General features: G+C 75.3%; 17 protein-coding genes. 8 read left to right on the top strand and 9 right to left on the bottom strand.

What is annotated here, in order from left to right:
- Nucleotides 1-270 precede the first annotated feature (270 nt).
- From OG618_RS28840 to OG618_RS28850, 4 genes are all read right to left on the bottom strand, one after another.
- A complete protein-coding gene (locus OG618_RS28840; protein WP_329490478.1) occupies nt 271-657 on the bottom strand; it encodes a rhodanese-like domain-containing protein in 387 nt (128 codons plus the stop codon).
- Entirely contained in the window at nt 651-1,217 is a 567-nt protein-coding gene (locus OG618_RS28845) for a cysteine dioxygenase (RefSeq protein ID WP_329490479.1), read from the bottom strand. The genes OG618_RS28840 and OG618_RS28845 overlap by 7 nt, the downstream gene beginning before the upstream one ends.
- A 176-nt stretch (nt 1,218-1,393) precedes the next feature.
- On the bottom strand, nt 1,394-1,471 hold the full coding sequence (locus tag OG618_RS38070) for a putative leader peptide (protein ID WP_101948289.1): 78 nt from the start codon (nt 1,469-1,471) through the stop codon (nt 1,394-1,396).
- Between the two features lie 47 nt (nt 1,472-1,518).
- On the bottom strand, nt 1,519-4,605 hold the full coding sequence (locus OG618_RS28850; RefSeq protein ID WP_329490480.1) for a hypothetical protein: 3,087 nt from the start codon (nt 4,603-4,605) through the stop codon (nt 1,519-1,521).
- A 410-nt stretch (nt 4,606-5,015) separates the two neighbouring features.
- On the opposite strand from OG618_RS28850, the gene OG618_RS28855 reads away from it, so the two are divergent.
- The 4 genes from OG618_RS28855 (at nt 5,016) to OG618_RS28870 (ending at nt 9,917) form a co-directional block, all read left to right on the top strand.
- Entirely contained in the window at nt 5,016-5,858 is an 843-nt protein-coding gene (locus OG618_RS28855; RefSeq protein WP_329490481.1) for a nitrilase-related carbon-nitrogen hydrolase, read from the top strand.
- Between the two features lie 14 nt (nt 5,859-5,872).
- The gene (hydA, locus tag OG618_RS28860) at nt 5,873-7,285 is read left to right on the top strand and encodes a dihydropyrimidinase (protein ID WP_329490482.1); all 1,413 of its coding nucleotides are present in this window, start codon (nt 5,873-5,875) and stop codon (nt 7,283-7,285) included.
- A gap of 75 nt (nt 7,286-7,360) precedes the next feature.
- On the top strand, nt 7,361-8,398 hold the full coding sequence (locus OG618_RS28865; RefSeq protein WP_329490484.1) for a TIGR03842 family LLM class F420-dependent oxidoreductase: 1,038 nt from the start codon (nt 7,361-7,363) through the stop codon (nt 8,396-8,398).
- The gene (locus OG618_RS28870; RefSeq protein ID WP_329490485.1) at nt 8,388-9,917 is read left to right on the top strand and encodes an NCS1 family nucleobase:cation symporter-1; all 1,530 of its coding nucleotides are present in this window, start codon (nt 8,388-8,390) and stop codon (nt 9,915-9,917) included. Before OG618_RS28865 ends, OG618_RS28870 begins: the two co-directional genes overlap by 11 nt.
- 68 nt (nt 9,918-9,985) lie before the next feature.
- Here the strand turns inward: OG618_RS28870 and OG618_RS28875 are convergent, their stop codons facing one another.
- Complete coding sequence (locus tag OG618_RS28875; RefSeq protein ID WP_329490486.1) at nt 9,986-11,224, bottom strand: glycosyltransferase; 1,239 nt, start codon at nt 11,222-11,224, stop codon at nt 9,986-9,988.
- Between the two features lie 136 nt (nt 11,225-11,360).
- On the opposite strand from OG618_RS28875, the gene OG618_RS28880 reads away from it, so the two are divergent.
- Nucleotides 11,361-11,627: a GlsB/YeaQ/YmgE family stress response membrane protein gene (locus OG618_RS28880; protein ID WP_329490487.1), complete on the top strand. Its 267-nt coding sequence runs from the start codon at nt 11,361-11,363 to the stop codon at nt 11,625-11,627.
- 118 nt (nt 11,628-11,745) lie between these two features.
- On the opposite strand, the gene OG618_RS28885 is transcribed toward OG618_RS28880, so the two are convergent.
- From OG618_RS28885 to OG618_RS28900, 4 genes are all read right to left on the bottom strand, one after another.
- Nucleotides 11,746-12,678, bottom strand: a complete 933-nt coding sequence (locus OG618_RS28885) for an ADP-ribosylglycohydrolase family protein (RefSeq protein ID WP_329490488.1) — start codon at nt 12,676-12,678, stop codon at nt 11,746-11,748.
- A 161-nt stretch (nt 12,679-12,839) separates the two neighbouring features.
- The gene (locus OG618_RS28890) at nt 12,840-13,427 is read right to left on the bottom strand and encodes a TetR family transcriptional regulator (RefSeq protein ID WP_329490489.1); all 588 of its coding nucleotides are present in this window, start codon (nt 13,425-13,427) and stop codon (nt 12,840-12,842) included.
- A gap of 123 nt (nt 13,428-13,550) precedes the next feature.
- Nucleotides 13,551-14,546 carry an aldo/keto reductase gene (locus tag OG618_RS28895; RefSeq protein WP_442906962.1) on the bottom strand — a complete coding sequence of 332 codons (996 nt, stop codon included), beginning with the start codon at nt 14,544-14,546 and terminating at the stop codon, nt 13,551-13,553.
- A 206-nt stretch (nt 14,547-14,752) separates the two neighbouring features.
- Entirely contained in the window at nt 14,753-15,055 is a 303-nt protein-coding gene (locus tag OG618_RS28900) for a GNAT family N-acetyltransferase (protein WP_329490491.1), read from the bottom strand.
- Between the two features lie 1,194 nt (nt 15,056-16,249).
- Here OG618_RS28900 and OG618_RS28905 point away from each other — a divergent pair.
- The 3 genes from OG618_RS28905 to paaB all read left to right on the top strand — a co-directional run bounded on the left by OG618_RS28905 (nt 16,250) and on the right by paaB (nt 19,323).
- Nucleotides 16,250-17,479: a M20/M25/M40 family metallo-hydrolase gene (locus OG618_RS28905; protein ID WP_329490492.1), complete on the top strand. Its 1,230-nt coding sequence runs from the start codon at nt 16,250-16,252 to the stop codon at nt 17,477-17,479.
- 498 nt (nt 17,480-17,977) lie between these two features.
- Complete coding sequence (gene paaA, locus OG618_RS28910; protein ID WP_329490493.1) at nt 17,978-19,033, top strand: 1,2-phenylacetyl-CoA epoxidase subunit PaaA; 1,056 nt, start codon at nt 17,978-17,980, stop codon at nt 19,031-19,033.
- Nucleotides 19,030-19,323, top strand: a complete 294-nt coding sequence (paaB, locus tag OG618_RS28915; protein WP_329490494.1) for a 1,2-phenylacetyl-CoA epoxidase subunit PaaB — start codon at nt 19,030-19,032, stop codon at nt 19,321-19,323. The genes paaA and paaB overlap by 4 nt, the downstream gene beginning before the upstream one ends.
- The last annotated feature ends 2 nt before the right edge of the window (nt 19,324-19,325 follow it).

The raw sequence follows: 19,325 nt of genomic DNA on the forward strand, positions 1-19,325 counted from the left end.
CTTCGTCGGATCAACTGCCCGGGCGTTCTTCCGCCCGCGTGGCTGCCCTGCATCGGACCGGCGGAAACTCCGATCAGACTATGACCTGAATCATCTCCTGTCCGTGATTTACCCTCCGCGTGGGGCGGCCGCCCCCGGGAGACCGGGCCCGGCCCGGGGCCGTCGGGCCGGCCGCCGAGGGGCCGCGGCGGTGCTGCCACCTGGCCGGACGCGCCCCGGACCAGGCGGGTGGGAGCGCCCTGCGGGCGGCCCGTTCAGCCGCCCTGCCGTTCAGCCGCCCTGACGCGTCGGCAGTCCGGCGGCCGCCCAGCCGACGAAACCGCCGTCCAGGTCCGTCGCCCGGTGCAGCCCCAGCTCGCGCAGCGAGGCGGCGGCCAGGCTGGAGGCGTAGCCCTCCGAGCAGACCACGACCACCTCGACGTCGTAGCCCTCGGCCTCCGGGATCCGGTGACTGCCCGTCGGATCGAGCCGCCACTCCAGCACGTTGCGCTCGATGATCAGCGAGCCGGGGATCTCGCCCTCGGCCGCCCGCTGCGCCGCCGGCCGGATGTCCACCAGCAGCGCGCCGTCCAGCTGGGCCTGGTACGCCTCCCGGGCCCGGGGCCGGTGGACCCCTTCGCGGGCGCGCTCCACCAGGTCGTCGATCGTGGTCACCATTGCTCCGGTCCTTCCTGCGAGGTGCGGACCAGTCCGCCGGCCCGCAGTTCGTAGTGCGCCATCGAGTCCAACGGCGGTGAGTAGGCGTGCAGCGTGACCGCGGGGCCCGCGCCCGTGTTGCGGACGTCGTGCACGTATTCCGGGCCGAAGGCCCGGGCGGTGCCGGCCGTGATCCGGCGGATCAGCAGGCCCTGCTCCGGCCCGCCGAGCGAGAGCTCCTCCAACTCGCCGAGGGCGACGGCGAACGCGCCGCGCGAGCCGCCGTGGTCGTGGAAGCCGGTGGACTGGCCGGGCAGCCAGCTGATCAGCCAGACCTCGTGGTCCTCGTCGGCCACCAGGCGCCGGTACCAGCGTTCCTCGGTGGAGAGCCGGACGTGGTGGATCCACTGGTCGGGCTGCTCGGCGAGGTCGCGGACGATCGCGCGCAGGGACTTCGGGGTGAGTGGGGTACCGGTCCGCGCGGGCGCGGTGGTGGCGGAGTCGGCGGCGGTCGGGGCGTCGGGGGCGGCTTCGGTGCGGGCCGGGCCGGCCGGGGTGCCGGGGGCGAGGTCCAGGCTCATGTGGGCGTCCTCGGGGAAGGCGGAGCGAGCGGAGGTACGGCCGTACCGGGGCGGGGGATGCAGGCCTGCCGGGTACGGGTGCGCCGGGAAACGGGGCGCGTCAGGAAGACGGGTACGGCTGCGCGGCGCGGGCCCTGGCGGACGTCACAGGGCGGGACCGGCGAGGAGGGTCAAGGTCAACAGGCACAGATGGAGCTCGCCTGGCGTCGCAGATCGACGTGCAGGCGGCAAACCAGAGTGGTGCCGGAGTCCATGCGCCGGATCCTTCCCGACCCGCGGGGCGTGAGTCAAGCGGGCCCGGTCACTCGTGCGTGGCGCGCCGGGGTGCTGGAGGCGCCGCGGCCGGGCGCGCTGCCGTGCTGGTCGGAGCCACCGGGGCGGTCGGCGCGGGGGCCGGCGCCGGGGTCGGTGCGGGGTCGGCCAGCGTCGCGCCGAGCACCGGGGCGGCCTGCTCGCCCAGATGGCGGCCGAGCGTCTGGTAGGCGTCGAACTGCCGGTGGTCGAACCACTGGTCGCTGGTGCTGTCGTTGGGGAACGCCGCGTTGGCCGCCGCGTAGGCGTGCAGCTCGTACGGCATGCCGACGGTGAGGACGGCCTGGACGACGATCAGCGTGCCGTGGTGCCGCCACTCGTCGCCCTGGGGGCCGTGGGGGCCGTGGTGCCGGTCGCCGACGGCCGGGCCGACGCGGGTGTCGTCGCCGGGGGCGTCGAACGGGTCCGGGTAGCGGATGTCCCCGGTGATCACGGCCCGGGCGGAGAGCCGGCCCGCCAGGCGTGCCGCCAGACCGCGCAGCGACGTGTCGTCGCTGCCGGGGATCAGCAGCTCCGGCCGGTGCAGGGTGATGACGATGCCGAGCTCCTCGCGGGCGAGGGTGATCGCCGCCGCCAGACTCGCCGCGACCGGGGCGTCCCCGCTGGCGTCGACGCAGACCGCCGTCCGCACGCGGTGCCGGAGCAGCTCGACCAGGCCCAGGTTCTCGTAGTGGCCGCCGTCGGTGGTGAGCAGGAAGCGGTCGTCCATCGGGAAGCGGCCGCTCAGCTCGCGCAGCTGGTAGGGGAGCCGGCGGACGGCGGGCTGGGAGGGGAGCCGCCAGTCCCGCCCCGGCGCCCAGAGCGGCCCGAGCGCGGCCGGGTTGGGCAGCCAGGTGCCCAACCGGGCGTTGGTGACGGCGAACAGGCCCTGGTAGGCGCGGGACTGACGGCCCATCGCGGAGGAGAACGCGGCGCCCGAGACGGCCATCGCGGACTGCACGGTGAGGTCCCTGGCGATGTGCCGTCGGGTGCGCCGCTCCAGCAGGTCGGTGCGGGCGTAGCCGACGTCCGGCCCGCCCACGTAGTCGTGCGAGAAGGTGAAGGAGACGGCCCGGCGCCCGGGCGGCGTGCGGGAGCTGCCGGACAGGTTGGCCGCCGCAGCGAAGATCATCTGAGGGACGTCGGGGTGCCGGGCGCCGTAGTGGCTGAGCCAGGTCTGCTCTCGGTAGAAGTGGTACGGCCGGGCCAGTGCCTCACCGTCCTCGGTGGCGCGGCGGACGGCGAAGGCGGAAGCCAGCCGGCGCCGGTAGAACGGGTGCAGGCTCATCCACGTCTGGTCGAGGTTGAGCCCCACCGTGCCGAGCACGAGCGGCAGCAGCACCTGCGCGGTGGCGGGCCAGGCGTGGCCGGTGGCGACCGCCCAGCCGAGCGCGAGCAGCGCGCCCGACGACAGCGTGGCGAGCGCCGCCCACACCAGCAGGTACTGGACCAGCCCGTCCGTCACCCCGCCGCCGAGCCGCCGGGTGCTGTGCAGCAGCCCGCCGAGCGCCGCCGCGCCCTGCTCGACGACCCGGCGCCCGCGCCACAGTATGCCGAGCAGCAGGGTGAGGTAGCTGAGGAGGACGGTCAGGCTGAGCCCGGCGCCGGTCTGCCGGGCGCCGACCGCCAGCTCCTGCTGCAGCCAGACCGCGCCCCAGGCCAGCCCGGGCACCACCAGCACCCCGGCGGCCACCAGCGCGGCCAGGGCGAGGGCGCCGTGCGAGAGCCGCCGCAGGGTGCGCGGCAGCGGGGTGTCCCAGCCGAGCTGCGAGAAGGCGAGCAGCCAGAGCAGCCAGCAGAGCGCGGCCGCCGCGAGCAGCCCGAGCAGCGCGAGGACGGCCGGCTGGCGGACGGCGAGCGCGCCGAGCCGGCCGGCCCCGCCGGTGCGCAGGCCGACGGCGGCCAGCGCGTCCAGGTCGGTCAGCGGGACGAAGTGGTAGAAGCGGCTGAGCCCCAGGCCGAGCACCAGGACGGCGGCGAGCAGCAGGGCCAGCGCCGCCACCAGGCCGCGGAGCAGCGTGCCGAGGGCGACCAGCCACTGGCCGGCCCCGTCCGCGAGGTACTTGGCGTGCCGGCGGAGGTGGTCCTCCTCCGGCGAGCCGGGCTCCAGGACGTCGTCCGCCGTCAGGCCGGAGACGGCGTGCTCCGGGCCGCCGGGCGCGGAGTCGCTGAGGGCGAGCTGCAGCGCGCCCGTGGTGTAGCCGCCGCCGGAGACGGAGACCAGGTAGCGGGCCTGCTTCAGCCAGGGCCGCAGCGCCTGGAGGACGCCGAGGGTGACGCAGGCGGAGCGGATGCCGCCGCCGGAGACGCAGAAGCCGAGCCGGGCGGGCTCCCGGCCGGGCGGCACCCGGGTGCCGTTGCGCCAGCGGGCGTGGCGGTCGAGCGGCCCGTGCGGGCGCGGGCCGGCCGGCCAGCGCCCGCCGTGGCGGGTGGCCACCGGCCACGGCGGGATCAGCTCGGGGCCGGCGTCGGCCGGTCCGGCGCCCCCGGCGCGGGCCGGCGCGGGCGGCCGCCGCAGGATGCCGCGCGCCGCGCGGTGGACGGTGATCGTGAGCACGGCCAGGGCCATCGCGCCGGCCGGCAGCAGGAGCAGCCACTTGACGGTGGCGAGCGCGGTGGCGGCGGCGAAGGGCGCGTCGGAGCCGGCGTGCGGGCCGGGGCCGGTGCCGAGCCCGTCCAGCCCGATGCCGAGCAGCGCGTTCTCCGCGATGTCCAGGGCGCCCGCGAGCAGGCCGGCGGCCCCGGCTGCGAGCGCGGTGAGCCGCCAGTGCGGACGGGTGAGCACGTACCGGCCGAGCAGCCCGGCCGCCGCGAGGGTCAGGGTCCAGCCGCCGAGCAGCCAGGGCTCGGCCCGCAGCGCCGCGAGGTGGTCGGCGGCCCGCCCGGCGACCACGGCTCCGGCGGAGGCGGCGGAACCGGCCAGTTGCAGCCGCACGCTCCGCACCGCGGGCGCCCACCGGGCGAAGAGCAGGCTCCCCAGCACGAGGGGCAGCGGCACGGCCAGGGCGAGCAGCAGCCCGGCCCACGGCGGTACCGGACCCGGCGGAGGGTCGGGGGGCGCGCCACCCGGCCCGGGCGCGGCGGATGCGGCCTTCACCTCGACCTCCCCCCGTGGGCCCGGCCCGGACGACCGCCGGGAACTCACCGTCCGGAGCGCTCCGGTGACGGACCGGAGCAGCGTCCACCGGCGTCTTACCCCGACGCGCGGTACTTCGCACCCGGATTCACCCGAATGGGTAAGGAGTGCGGCAGTGGGGTAGTTGAGCGTTTCATCCCGTCGAGAAGCACCCGCGTGTCCGCGTAACAGGATCGCCCCGGCCGCGTTACGTCCGACGTATTGTCAGGCCACCGAGGCCGGGCCTACGGTCTACAGACCACGTTCTACGCACGTAGATGTGTGCGTCACCGCATGCCGACGCGTGCCGGAACCCGAGGCAGATCCGCCCCGTCAACCCTCAGACCGCAGGCCCGACCCCCCGGCCGGGCCACGGAGTTGCGGAGGTACCCATGTCGCAGATCGTCCGTGCCGCCCTCGTGCAGACCCGGTGGACCGGTGATCAGGAGACGATGATCGCCCTCCACGAGCGCCACGCCCGCGAGGCCGCCGCCCAGGGGGCGAAGATCATCGGTTTCCAGGAGGTCTTCAACGCCCCGTACTTCTGCCAGGTCCAGGACCCGGAGCACTACCGCTGGGCCGAGGCCGTCCCGGACGGCCCCACCGTCCGCCGGATGCGGGACCTCGCCCGCGAACTCGGCCTGGTCGTCGTCGTCCCCGTCTACGAGGAGGAGCAGCCCGGCGTCTACTACAACACCGCCGCCGTGATCGACGCCGACGGCAGCTACCTCGGCAAGTACCGCAAGCACCACATCCCCCAGGTCAAGGGCTTCTGGGAGAAGTACTACTTCAAGCCCGGCAACCTCGGCTGGCCCGTCTTCGACACCGCCGTCGGCAAGGTCGGCGTCTACATCTGCTACGACCGCCACTTCCCCGAGGGCTGGCGCGCCCTCGGCCTGGCCGGGGCCCAGATCGTCTACAACCCCTCCGCCACCAGCCGCGGCCTCTCCGGCTACCTCTGGCAGCTCGAACAGCCCGCCGCCGCCGTCGCCAACGAGTACTTCGTCGCCGCGATCAACCGGGTCGGCACCGAGGAGTACGGCGACAACGACTTCTACGGCACCTCCTACTTCGTGGACCCGCGCGGCCAGTTCGTCGGCGACGTCGCCTCCGACAAGGAGGAGGAACTCGTGGTCCGCGACCTCGACCTCGGCCTCATCGAGGAGGTCCGGCAGCAGTGGGCGTTCTACCGGGACCGCCGGCCCGAGGCCTACGGTCCGCTCACCGAGGCGTGAGGGAGGCACCCACCGTGACCCGCACCGTCATCCGCGGCGGCCTCGTCATCACCGCCACCGACGAGATCCACGCCGACGTCCTGATCGAGGGCGAGCGCATCGCCGCCCTCGCCGCCACCGACAGCGACGCCGCCCGGGCCTGGACCGCCGACACCGTCATCGACGCCACCGGCCACTACGTCGTCCCCGGCGGCGTCGACGCCCACACCCACATGGAGCTGCCCTTCGGCGGCACCGCCGCCTCCGACACCTTCGAGACCGGCACCCGCGCCGCCGCCTGGGGCGGCACCACCACCATCGTCGACTTCGCCGTCCAGCCGGTCGGCGGTTCGCTGCGCGAAGGCCTCGACACCTGGCACGCCAAGGCCGACGGCAACTGCGCCGTCGACTACGCGTTCCACACCATCGTCTCGGACGTCAACGACGCGGTCCTCAAGGAGATGGACGCCCTCGTCGACTCCGGCGAGTCCACCTCCTTCAAGCTCTTCATGGCCTACCCCGGCGTCTTCTACAGCGACGACGGCCGCATCCTGCGCGCCATGCAGCGCGGCGCCGCCAACGGCGGGCTGATCATGATGCACGCCGAGAACGGCATCGCCATCGACGTCCTCGTCGAGCAGGCGCTCGCGGCCGGCCGCACCGACCCCCGGTACCACGGCGAGGTCCGCCGCGAACTCCTGGAGGCCGAGGCCACCCACCGCGCCATCAAGCTCGCCCAGGTCGCCGGCAGCCCGCTCTACGTCGTCCACGTCTCCGCCGCCTCCGCCCTCGCCGAGCTCGCCCGGGCCCGTGACGAGGGCCTGAACGTCTTCGGCGAGACCTGCCCGCAGTACCTCTTCCTCTCCACCGACAACCTCGCCGAGACCGGGGCCGACGGCTTCGAGGGCGCCAAGTACGTCTGCAGCACGCCGCTGCGACCCCGCGAGCACCAGGAGGCGCTCTGGCGCGGGCTGCGCACCAACGACCTCCAGGTGGTCTCCACCGACCACTGCCCCTTCTGCTTCGCCGGCCAGAAGGAGCTCGGCCGCGGCGACTTCTCCAAGATCCCGAACGGGCTGCCCGGCGTGGAGAACCGGATGGACCTCCTCCACCAGGCCGTCGTCGACGGTCACCTGACCCGCCGCCGCTGGATCGAGGTGGCCTGCACCACCCCCGCCCGGATGTTCGGCCTGCACCCGCGCAAGGGCACCATCGCCCCCGGCGCCGACGCCGACGTGGTCGTCTACGACCCCACCGCCGTGCAGACCGTCTCCGCCGCCACCCACCACATGAACGTCGACTACTCGGCCTACGAGGGGCGCCGGCTCACCGGCCGGGCCCGCACGGTGCTCTCCCGCGGCACCGTGATCCTCGACGACGGCACCTGGCTGGGCCGCGCCGGACACGGCGCCTTCCTGCGCCGCGACACCTGCCAGTACCTCACCTGACCCTCTCCCCGCACCGCCGTGGCCCGGGGCCGTGCGTCGGCCCCGGGCGGCCCCACCCTTCCCTGGAGCTCCCCGATGGACATCGGCCTCGTCCTGCAGACCGACCCGCCCGCCCGACTGCTCGTCGACCGCATGGTCCGCGCCGAACGGGCCGGGTTCAGCCACGGCTGGACCTTCGACTCCTGCGTCCTGTGGCAGGAACCCTTCGTGATCTACAGCCGGATCCTCGCCGAGACCACGACGCTGACCGTCGGCCCGATGGTCACCAACCCCTCCACCCGCACCTGGGAGGTGACCGCCTCCCTGTTCGCCACCCTCAACGACATGTACGGCAACCGCACCGTCTGCGGCATCGGCCGCGGCGACTCCGCGATGCGGGTGGCCGGCCGCCGCCCCGCCACCCTCGCCCGGCTCTCCGAGGCCATGCACGCCATCAAGGAGCTGGCCGAGGGCCGCACCGTCGAGGTGGACGGCACCGAGATGCACCTGCCGTGGGTCCGCGAAGGCGCCCTGCCGGTCTGGATGGGCGCCTACGGGCCCAAGGCGCTCGCCCTCACCGGACGCCAGGCCGACGGCTTCATCCTCCAACTCGCCGACCCCTACCTCACCGAGTACATGATCAAGGCCGTCCGCGCCGCCGCCGCCGAGGCGGGCCGCGACCCCGACACCGTCACCATCTGCGTCGCCGCCCCCGCATACGTCACCGCCGACGACTCCCCGGCCGCGCTCGCCCACGCCCGCGAGCAGTGCCGCTGGTTCGGCGGCATGGTCGGCAACCACGTCGCCGACCTGGTCACCCACTACGGCGAGCACTCCAGCCTCGTCCCCGAGGCCCTCACCGCCTACATCAAGGACCGCCAGGGCTACGACTACAGCCACCACGGCCGGGCCGGGAACCCCGACACCGCGTTCGTGCCCGACGAGATCGTCGACCGCTTCTGCCTGATCGGCCCGCCCGCCGCCCACCGGGACCGCCTCGAACACCTCCGCTCCCTGGGCGTCGACCAGTTCGCCGTCTACGCCATGCACGACGCGGTCGAGGCCACCATCGACGCCTACGGCACCGACGTCATCCCCCGGCTCCGGCAGGAGGCGCGCCCCGGTGAAGGGTGACCCGCCGCCGACCGACCGCGCCGCCGCCACCGGCCAGTACGAGCACGGGGACGGCCGGGTCGAACCCGACCCCGCCGCCCCCGTGCTGCCCGCCAACGGCTTCACCAACGACGACCTGCGGCCCGTCCCGGTCGCCCGCCGCACCTGGACCACCTACAACTTCCTCGCGCTCTGGGTCGGCATGGCCCACAACATCCCGTCCTGGACGCTCGCCTCCGGCCTGGTCGCGCTCGGCATGGACTGGAAGCAGGCCGTCCTCACCATCGCCCTGGCCAACCTCGTCGTGCTCATACCGATGCTGCTCACCGGCCACGCGGGTACCAAGTACGGCATCCCGTTCCCGGTCTTCGCCCGCGCCTCCTTCGGCCTGCGCGGCGCCAACCTGCCGGCGCTGCTGCGGGCCGCCGTCGCCTGCGCCTGGTTCGGCATCCAGACCTGGATCGGCGGCGAGGGCATCTTCCTGCTCGCCGGCAAGCTCCTCGGCGAATCCTGGCGCACCGCAGCCGAGTTGGGCGGCCACCCGTGGACGCAGTGGCTCTCCTTCCTGCTGTTCTGGCTGATCGAGATGGCCGTGATCGCCCGCGGCATGGAGACCCTGCGCCGGTTCGAGAACTGGGCGGCCCCGTTCGTCATCGTCGGGGCGCTGGCCCTGCTGGCCTGGATCACCGTCAAGGCGGGCGGCTTCGGACCGCTGCTCGACCAGCCGTCCCGGCTCGGCTGGGGCGGCGACTTCTGGAAGGTCTTCTTCCCGGCGCTGATGGGCATGATCGGGTTCTGGTCGACCCTCTCGCTCAACATCCCCGACTTCACCCGCTTCGGCGGCAGCCAGCGCGCCCAGATCCGCGGCCAGGCGCTCGGGCTGCCCACCACGATGACCCTCTTCGCGCTGCTCTCGGTGCTGGTCACCTCCGGCTCCCAGGCCGTCTACGGCGAACCGGTCTGGGACCCGATCGCGCTCGCCGCGAAGATGGAGAGCCCGGTGGGCATCCTGTTCGCCCTGCTGACCGTGCTGGTCGCCACGCTCTCCGTCAACATCGCGGCCAACGTCGTCTCGCCCGCGTACGACCTCGCCAACCTGCTGCCCCGGCTGATCACCTTCCGGACCGGGGCGCTGATCACGGGTGTGATCGGGATCGCGCTCTTCCCCTGGAAGCTGATCTCCGACCCGCACGTCTACATCTTCACCTGGCTCGGCCTGGTCGGCGGCCTGCTCGGCACGGTGGCCGGCGTGCTGATCGCCGACTACTGGGCGCTGCGGCGCACCCGGCTGCTGCCGGCCGAGCTCTACCGGCCGCACGGCGCCTACTGGTACACCGCCGGCTGGAACTGGCGGGCCGTGGCCGCCCTGGCCACCGGCGGCGTACTGGCCGTCGGCGGCTCCTACGGCGGCCCGTTCCCGGCCGACGGCCTGCTGCCCGTCCTCAAATCGCTGGCCGACTACGGGTGGGCCGTCGGCTTCGCCACCTCGTTCGCCCTCTACCTCGTGCTGAGCCGGGGGACGGGCCGGCGCCGGCGGTAGGGGCGGGCCGTTGGGGCCGTTCGGGGGCCGTTCCGGGGGCGCGTGGGGGCCGGTGGGGCCGTTCGGGGTCAGGAGGCGAGGCGGTCGACGGCGGCCAGGACCCCGGCGGTGCCGTCCTCGGCGGCCAGCGCGGCGGCGACGGCCCGGGCGCGCTCCCGGTAGTGCGGCGTGTCCAGCGTGCGGCGGACGGCGGCGGCCAGGCGGGCGGACGTGAGGGCGGGGAGCGGGACCGGCCCGGGGGAGGTGCCCAGGCGGGTGAGGCGCGCGGACCAGAACGGCGCGTCGAGCTGGGCGGGCACGGGGACGGCGGGCGTGCCGGCCCGCAGGGTGGCGGCGGTGGTGCCGGCCCCGGCGTGGTGGACGACGGCGGCCATCCGCGGGAACAGCCAGTCGTGCGGGGTGTCGTCGATGGTGAGGACGTCGTCGGAGTCGGCCGCGCCGAGGCCGCTCCAGCCGGCCTGGAGGACGGCCCGCACCCCGGCGGCACGCAGTCCGGCGAGGACGGTGGCGCTCAGCGCCGCCGGATCGGGGACGACCAGGCTGCCGAAGCCGACGAAGACCGGCGGCGGCCCGGCGGCGAGGAAGTCGACGAGGCGGTCCGGCGGTCGCCACCCGGGCTCGGGGTGCGGCCACCAGTACCCGGCGACCTCCAGGCCGGGTCGCCAGTCGGCGGGGCGCGGCACGACGGTCGGGGAGAAGCCGTGCAGCACGGCGTGGGCGCGCCGGGTCCGGGCGATGCCGCGCGCCGGCAGGCCGAGCCGGTGGCGCAACCCGCGGACGGCGGGGGCGAAGAGGCGGTCGGCGGCGGCCTCCACGGCGTGGCCGGCGAGCAGGTTCCCGGTCCGGCCCAACGACCGGGTGCCGGTCACGGAGGGCGCGAACTCCCGGGTGGGGGCGATCGGTTGGAGGTAGAGGCCGATGCTGGGGATGCCGGCGGCCTCGGCGGCGACCTGGCCGAGCGGGGTGGTGGCGCTGGTGGTGAGCAGCAGGTCGGTGCCCTGGGCGGTGGCCGCCACGATGGCGTCGCCGAGGGCGGGCATGAAGGAGCGCCCGAGGCGCAGGAGTTGGAGGAGGGACAGCGGTCCGGAGCCGGACCGCAGGACCCGCTGGCCGCGGTCGGAGGCGAGTTCGGCGCGCGGATCGACCGGGAGCGGGCGGAACTCCAGGCCCGCGGCGCGCACCTGGCCGGCGAAGGTGGTGTGGGTGGCGACGGCCACCTGGTGGCCGGCCGCGCGGAGCCGGGCGCCCAGACCGGTGAAGGGCGCCACATCGCCCCGGGACCCGGCGGTGGCGATCAGGATGCGCATGGCCGCAGTATCGCGGCGCGGCCGGTCGTGCCGCCGGGTGCCACGCCCGGCGCACTGCAACCGAGGGGGCGCACGGCGGCGTCCTCGCCGGTGAGACGGCCCGCTGGGAGTGCCGTGACGGAGGGCGGGAGGACGCATGAGCATCATCGCGTGGATCGTGCTGGGTCTGGTGGCCGGGGCGCTGGCGAAGCTGCTGCTGCCGGGCAGGGACCCGGGCGGTCTGGTGGTGACCACCCTGATCGGCATCGCCGGGTCGTTCGTCGGCGGCTGGATCTCCTCGCGGATCCTGGACAAGCCGGTCTCGGCGCACTTCTTCGACCTGGCCACCTGGGGCTCGGCGATCGGCGGCGCGCTGGTCCTGCTGATCCTCTACCGGATCTTCTTCGGCAACTCCCGCAGCTGAGCGCCGTAGGTGACCGCCTGCGGTGGCCCCTGCCGGTGACCGGCAGGCCGGGTCGGGCGTCAGAACCGCCCGACCCGCCCGACCCGCCCGAACCGGCCGACCCGCCCGGCCGTGCCGGCTACGGCTCGGCCACCCACCCGGGCAGGTCCTCGCGGGCGTCCAGCCAGGCGGCGGGCACCCCGGCGAGGCCGGTCCGGGCGGCGACCACGCCGCCCGCGATCGCGCACGTGGTGTCCATGTCGCCCCAGCCCTCCAGGGTGTGCCAGAGCGCGTCCGGCAGGGAGTCCAGGTGCGTGGCAGCGGACCAGAGGGCGAACGGCACGGTGTCCGGGGCGGAGATCAGGAGCCCGGACCCGAGGACCTGAGCGGCGTGCCGGACGCTGGTGTGCCCCGGCAGCCGGGCGGCGATCCGCAGTCCGGAGCGGACGTCGCTGTCGGGCAGCCGGGCGGCGACCTCGGTGAGCAACTCGGCCCGACCGGGCGGGCGCTGCCCCCGGCTGCGGGCGGCGAGCGCCGCCGCCAGCGCGACCGCGACGGCCCCCGCCACCGCCTCCGGGTGGAAGTGCGTGGTGAGCGCCTGCAGTTCGGCCTGCCGGGCCACGGTGTCCAGGTCTTCGGCGAACCAGGCGCCCAGCGGGGCGGCCCGCATGGCGGCGCCGTTCCCGTAGGAGCCCTGCCCGCCGAACTGCTCCGCGGTGACGCTCCGCCAGTCGGCGCCCGCACCCACCGCCCGCAGCACGCCGTGCATCGACGGCCCGTACTTGCGCCCGTACTCGGTGGCGTACTCCTCGGCGAACCCGGCCGCCAGTTCGTCCTGGTGGACCGCACCGCGGCGACGGAGATGACGGACCAGGACGAGCGCCATCGCGGTGTCGTCCGTCCAGTGCCAGGGCGCCGGGCGGGGCAGCCGGGCGCCCAGTGCGGCGGGAGCCTCGTCGAGCGGGGCGGAGAACCAGCGGTCGCCGAAGGCGTCGCCGAGGGCGAGTCCTTGCAGGCTGTCCAGCGCCGGTCCGGCGGCACGCAGGCCGTCCTCCCGAGGGGAATCGATCATGCGTGGGAGTCTGCCGGGTGGCGCCACGGTGGGGCGAACGCTTTTCGGCGGTGGGGCCGGGCGCGAGCCGGGCCAGGTGTGCGGCCCCGGGTGTGCGGGTCCGGGTGTGCGGGCCAGGTGTGCGGCCCCGGGTGTGCGGGTCCGGGCACGAGGGTGGTCGGTCAGCGGGTGAGGAGGCCGCCGAGGAGGAGCTTCCAGAGGGCGGCGAAGCGCTCCGGTGCCTGGGGGTCGGACCACTCGGCGGCGTACGCGGGGTCGTGGAAGTGTGCGGTCGCCTCGAACAGGGCCCGGGCGGTCGGGCCGACCGGAGCCGGCCCGAACTCCCCGCTGTTCACCCCGGCCTGGACGATCCGGCCGATCTGTTCGACCAGGGTGTCGATGTGGGCCTCGACGGTGCTGCTGGTCTCCGCGACCAGCACCAGGTAGGTCGCGAACAGCTGGGGGTCGTCGAGCGCCTTCTTCCGCTTGGCGGCGAACAGCGTCTCCAGCCAGCGGTGCAGGCGCTCCACCGCCGGGCCGGACTCGGCGGTGATAGACGCCAGGCTGTCGTGCGCCTGGTCGAGCCAGCGCTGGGTGACGGCCTCGCGCAGCGCCGCCTTGCTGGGGAAGTGGCGGTAGACGCTGCCGTGGCTGACGCCGAGGGTGCGGGCGACGTCCACCACGGTGGCCTTGGCGGGGCCGAACCGCCGGAGGACCTCCTCCGTTGCGCCCAGGATCTGCTCGGGAGTGAGTGCGCTGTCCGTGGTCACGGGGAGGTACGTCCTAACGGGGTGGTGCGTCCGTCGCCGGGGCGGCGGACGGTGCTGCGGCTGACGGGCGGGCCGGGGCGGGGCCCCGCCCCGGCCGCGAACCGGCGACCGCCGGGGTGCCGGTCAGTGCTCGCTGTCGAGGTGGGCCATCTGAGCGGCAGCGTACCTGTCCCCGGCGGCGGACCCGGCGGGGACGGCGGCCTCGATGGCGGCGAGGTCGGCCGGAGTGAGGGCGACGTCCAGCGCGCCGAGGGCCTCGGCGAGCCGGTCGCGACGGCGGGCGCCGACCAGCGGCACGATGTCCTCGCCGCGCGAGGCGACCCAGGCGATCGCGACCTGGGCGACGCTCGCGCCCCGCTGCTCGGCGACCGCGCGCAGCGCCTCGACCAGGTCGAGGTTGTGGGCCAGGTTGTCGCCCTGGAAGCGGGGGCTGTGGCCGCGGAAGTCCGAGCCGGCCAGCGCGCGCCCGTTGTCCCAGTGCCCGCTGAGCAGCCCGCGCGAAAGCACGCCGTACGCGGTGACGCCGATGCCCAGCTCGCGGGCGGTGGGCAGGATCTCGGCCTCGATGGACCGCGAGAGCAGTGAGTACTCGATCTGCAGGTCGCTGATCGGGTGCACGGCGGCGGCCCGGCGCAGCGAGTCGGCGCCGACCTCGGACAGGCCGATGTGGCGGACGTGACCGGCCTTGACGAGGTCGGCGATCGCGCCGACCGTCTCCTCGATCGGAACGCTCGGGTCCAGCCGGGCCGGGCGGTAGACGTCGACGTAGTCGGTCCGCAGCCGGCGCAGCGTGTAGGCGAGGGCGGTCTTGGTGGCGGCCGGGCTCGCGTCGTAGCCGAGCCACTGGCCGTCCGGGGCGCGCTGGGCGCCGAACTTCACGCTGATCTGCACACTCGCGCGGTCCCGGCCGCGCAGCGCGTCGTGGATCAGCAGTTCGTTGTGGCCCATGCCGTAGAAGTCGCCGGTGTCGAGCAGGGTGATGCCCGCGTCGAGTGCGGCGTGCACGGTCGCGATGCTCTCGGCCTCGTCGGCCGGGCCGTAGAGGTCGGACATGCCCATGCAGCCGAGGCCGAGGGCGGAGGTGGTGGGGCCGGTGGCGCCGAGCGGGCGCTGCGGGATCCGGGAGGTCGTGGTCACGGGGTGCTCCGGCGGGGTGAGGGGGTGGAGGGTCCGGCGGCCGCGCGGGGCGCGGGCCTGCCGGGTTCCACTATGGCACCTCGACTGACAGATTTCAAAGTTTGTCAGCCGTCATCTGTCAGTCGTCAGCTGTCACCTGTTGCCTGTCACCTGTTGCCTGTCACCTGTCAGTCGTCACCTGTCATTCGTCAGTCGCTCACCCGGCTGCGGTTCTCGTAGGCCAGATCCGTGTACGCGGGGTGGCGCAGCATCCAGCCCTTGATGAACGGGCAGGTCGCCAGTACCGCCAGGCCCCGTTCGCGTGCGTCGTCCAGCGCGGCCCGGGCCAGCGCGCTGCCGACCCCCTGCCCCTCGAACGCCGGCTCGACCACGGTGTGCGGGTAGACCACCAGCCGGTCGCTGCGGATGTACTCGGCGAAGCCCGCCGGGGCGCCGTCCACCCGGGCCTCGAAGCGGTTCTCGGCTTCGGCGTCGTGCACGGTGACGGTCATCGAAGGCTCCTCGCGGTAGGTCGCGGGGCCGGGGCCGGCCCCGGTCCATCATCGAGTTCCGGCGGCCGCACCGCCCGTCGGTCGGCCGGGTGTTGCCGCGGCCGCGCCGTCTCCGCGCCGGACGGCCTCGCCGTCCGGTGGACCGCGGGTCGCCCCCGGCTAGGGGCAACCGGGCGCCCGGGCAACGCACTTGGGCCGGTGCCGGGTCGCCCGGGCCGGTCCCGGGCGCGCCGCCCCGGTGCTCTCGCCCGGTCACCTCCGCCGCGACGTCCACCCGGCCGACGGGCCGCACCACGAGTGCCTCCGCCGCCGCCGCGTATCGCGACGGACGGCCGCGCCGACGGCCCGCTTCCTCGTACCGGGCGCTGAGCCGGGGTCACCCATCCGGCGTGGAAAACCCGCGCCTTGGGCGTTTGGGCTGCCGAACCCGGGCGCCGGGTCCATGGTGGAGATGGGCGCGATCCGGCGACCGCGCTCGCGCGCCGATCCAGGCCCGCGCGCCGTGCGCCCGCCGCCGTTCTCCGACGGGTGCCCGAGGCAGGGCCCGGCCCTCCGGCGCGCTGGGAGCAGGGCCACCTCGCAGGAAGCCGAACGGTTCTTCTAGGCTCACATCTCGGCTTCCCCGTGGTGGTGCCGTTGCTGCGCCCGCCGCATCGAAGCCGCCGTCCACGGGGGCTCCGGGCCGACCGGGGCCTCCGGATCGAGCGAGGAGGACGCAATGCCAAGCATGCCGCCCAGCCGTTCCACCGCACTTGGGCCAGACGGGCCGACCTGGCAGGTCGTACGCCGGGCCGGGGCCGCGCGCCCCGGCTGGTCCGGGCACCCGGGCTGGTCCGGTCGGCCGGTCCGGCCGCTGAATACCGGCGGCGGCCGCGGAGGCGAGCGTTGAGTCCTCAAGCCGTCCGGCCGCCCGCCGCGTCGACCGTGACCACCGCGGCCGCCGGCCCCTCCTCGGCCACCGTCGCCCCTGTGACTCTCGCCACAGCCACAGCCACAGCCACAGCCACCGCCGCAGCCACGGCCCCAGGTAAAACCACAACCACACCCAAGGCCGCGGCCGTGGCTGCGGCGGTACAGGCGGTGCGGTCCGCGCCGGCGCCGGCCGCGACACCGGTCGCGACACCGGCCGCGACGCCGCCCCGGCCCGAGCCCGCCCCGCCGGCCCGCCCCACCGCCTCCGCCCAGGCGTCGCCCGTGGAGCCGCCCACCCCTCCGGCCGCCGACGGTGATCCCCACGCCGGCCTGACCGCCGCCCTCCCCGGACTGCCCCAGGCCCTCGGCTCCCGCGCCCGTACGCTGGCCGGAGCCGTCCGACGCCGCTGCGCGGACCTCGCCCGTATCGAGTCGCCCAGTGGCGACGCGCCTCGACTCGACGCCCTCGCCGAGGAGTTGGCCGCCGGATTCCGCGCGACCGGCGCCACCGCCCACCGCGAGCCCGGCCCCGCCGGTGATCACCTGGTGCTCCAGTGGGACGGCCAGGACGAGAGCCTGCCGCACCTCCTCGTGGTCGGCCACCACGACACCGTCTGGCCGGCCGGGATCCTGAACGACTGGCCGGTGACCGAGCAGGACGGCACCCTCAGCGGCCCCGGCGTCGTCGACATGAAGGGCGGACTCGCCGTCCTGGAGGGCGCGTTCGCCCTGCTGGCCGACCTCGGTCAGCGCCCGCACCGCACCGTCCGGCTGGTCGTGGTCTCGGACGAGGAGGTCGGCAGCCCGGACGGCAGGCGCCTGGTCGAGCGCCAACTGCGCGGCGCGGCGGCCGTCCTGGGGCTCGAACCGCCGCACCCGGACGGCCGGCTCAAGACCGCCCGCCGGGGCAGCACCCGGGTGCGGCTCACCGTCACCGGGCGGGAGGCGCACGCCGGCAACGACGCCGGCGAGGGGGTCTCCGCGGTGGACGAGCTGGTCGACCAGCTGGTCGCGGTCCGTGACCTCGCCCGCCGGCCCGGTACCGAGCTCAACGCCGGGCGGATCAGCGGCGGTACCCGCGCCAACGTGGTCGCCGGCCGGGCCGAGGCCGAGCTGGGTCTGCGCTTCTCCACCGGTGAGGCGCAGCGCCGCACGCTCGACAGCCTCGCCCGGCTCACCGCGCTGCGGCCCGGGGCCCGGGTGCGGACGGAGGTCCTGTCCAGCCGGCCGGCCTGGCCGGAGCGCACCGCCAACCCGCTGCTGCGGCACGTCCGGTCGCTCGCGGCGGTGCTCGGGCAGCAGCTGGACGGCGGCCCGGCCGGCGGCGCCGGTGACACCAACCTGCCGGGCTCGCGCGGCCTGCCGACGCTGGACGGCTTCGGCGCGGTCGGGGCCGGGGCGCACGCCCGGCACGAGCACATCCGGATCGATCAGCTGGCGCCCCGGATCGCGCTGCTGGCGGCGCTCCTCGCCGTACCGCTGCCGCGCCTGCGGGACCGGTCGGAGGGGTGAGCGCGCCCCCGTCGCGGTAGCGGCGGGCCGGGCCGGGTGGGCCCGTCGTCCGACCCCGGACGGCGGGCCCACCGCCGTGCGGCCGGTTGCGGTGAGCGGCTCCCGCGCCGGGGCCGCGGTGACGCGCCGCGACGGACGGGTCGCTGCCCAGCGGGGCCCGGCGAGGCCATAGCGGGGCCCCGGTGAGGCCCCCGGGGAGACGGCGGCCGCCACCCGCACCCCCGCCCGGGGCGGTCCCCGGCGCGGGAGCGAGCCCCGGCGGACCCCGGGCGGCCCGGTTCCCTTGTCAGGGCGCCGCCTCACCGCGCACAATGGTACCGACCGAACGGTCAGTCGGTTGCCGTGAGGGCGGCGGCCGAGCCCGGCACACCGCGCTGCCGGTGGCCGGTGCACGGGGCGCCGGTGCGGGGACGCGAGCGGATCGCGCCCGGGCACCGGCCACCGGGGCACCGGCCGCCGGGCGCGGACCGCAGGGACAGGACGCGAGAGGGGCGAGTGGTGACAACAGAGGTGGCCGAACGGGCCTCCGCGCAGACGCAGGAGGAGCGGTTCGAGGCGGTCGTCGCCGCCGAGCAGCGGATCGAACCCCGGGACTGGATGCCCGACGCCTACCGGGCCACCCTGATCCGCCAGATCGCCCAGCACGCCCACTCCGAGATCATCGGCATGCAGCCCGAGGGCAACTGGCTCACCCGTGCCCCGTCGCTGCGCCGCAAGGCGATCCTGCTCGCCAAGGCCCAGGACGAGGCCGGCCACGGGCTCTACCTCTACGCCGCCGCCGAGACCCTCGGCGTGGACCGGGCGGAGCTGACCGAGAAGCTGATCTCCGGCCGCCAGAAGTACTCCTCGATCTTCAACTACCCGACCCTCACCTTCGCCGACGTCGGTGTGATCGGCTGGCTGGTCGACGGCGCCGCGATCTGCAACCAGGTACCGCTCTGCCGCTGCAGCTACGGCCCGTACGCGCGCGCGATGGTCCGGATCTGCAAGGAGGAGTCCTTCCACCAGCGCCAGGGCTACGAACTGCTGATGACGCTGATGCGCGGCACCGACGCCCAGCGGCGGATGGTCCAGGACGCGGTGGACCGCTGGTGGTGGCCGTCCCTGATGATGTTCGGTCCCTCCGACGCGGAGTCGCCGAACACCGCCCGCTCGATGGGCTGGCGGATCAAGCGCCACACCAACGACGAGCTGCGGCAGCGCTTCGTCGACATGACCGTCCCGCAGGCGGACCACCTCGGGGTCACGCTGCCCGACCCGGCGCTGCGCTGGAACGAGGACCGGGGCTGCTGGGACTTCGGCGAGCCGGACTGGTCCGAGCTGACCAGGGTCATCCAGGGCCAGGGCCCGTGCAACGCCCAGCGGGTGGACCGCCGCCGCGCGGCCCACGAGGACGGCGCCTGGGTCCGCGAGGCGGCCACCGCCTACGCGCGCAAGCGCCGGGCGGAGAGCCGCCCGACCGCCCCGGCCGCCACCGCCCCGGCCGCCACCGCCCCGGCCCCGACGGCCGGACCCGAAGCGCCGAGCGCGCAGAGCGAGGAGAACGGAAAGTGACCGAGTCCAAGGCCGGCTGGCCGCTCTACGAGGTGTTCGTGCGCCCCCGGCGCGGACTGAACCACGTCCACGTCGGCTCGCTGCACGCGGCCGACGACCGGATGGCGCTGCTCGCCGCCCGTGACCTCTACACCCGGCGCAACGAGGGCGTCAGCCTCTGGGTGGTCCCCTCCGCCGCGATCACCGCCTCGACCCCGGACGAGCGCGACCCCTTCTTCGCCCCCAGCGGCGACAAGGTGTACCGCCACCCGACCTTCTACGACATCCCCGAGGATGTCCCGCACATCTGACG

Source organism: Kitasatospora sp. NBC_01246 (assembly GCF_036226505.1).
Taxonomy (GTDB): Bacteria; Actinomycetota; Actinomycetes; order Streptomycetales; family Streptomycetaceae; genus Kitasatospora.

Coding starts and splice junctions, on each gene's coding strand:
- OG618_RS28840 (WP_329490478.1), bottom strand. CDS start 657: ATGGTGACCACGATCGACGACCTGGTGGAGCGCGCCCGCGAAGGGGTC.
- OG618_RS28845 (WP_329490479.1), bottom strand. CDS start 1,217: ATGAGCCTGGACCTCGCCCCCGGCACCCCGGCCGGCCCGGCCCGCACC.
- OG618_RS38070 (WP_101948289.1), bottom strand. CDS start 1,471: ATGGACTCCGGCACCACTCTGGTTTGCCGCCTGCACGTCGATCTGCGA.
- OG618_RS28855 (WP_329490481.1), top strand. CDS start 5,016: ATGTCGCAGATCGTCCGTGCCGCCCTCGTGCAGACCCGGTGGACCGGT.
- OG618_RS28865 (WP_329490484.1), top strand. CDS start 7,361: ATGGACATCGGCCTCGTCCTGCAGACCGACCCGCCCGCCCGACTGCTC.
- OG618_RS28875 (WP_329490486.1), bottom strand. CDS start 11,224: ATGCGCATCCTGATCGCCACCGCCGGGTCCCGGGGCGATGTGGCGCCC.
- OG618_RS28880 (WP_329490487.1), top strand. CDS start 11,361: ATGAGCATCATCGCGTGGATCGTGCTGGGTCTGGTGGCCGGGGCGCTG.
- OG618_RS28885 (WP_329490488.1), bottom strand. CDS start 12,678: ATGATCGATTCCCCTCGGGAGGACGGCCTGCGTGCCGCCGGACCGGCG.
- OG618_RS28900 (WP_329490491.1), bottom strand. CDS start 15,055: ATGACCGTCACCGTGCACGACGCCGAAGCCGAGAACCGCTTCGAGGCC.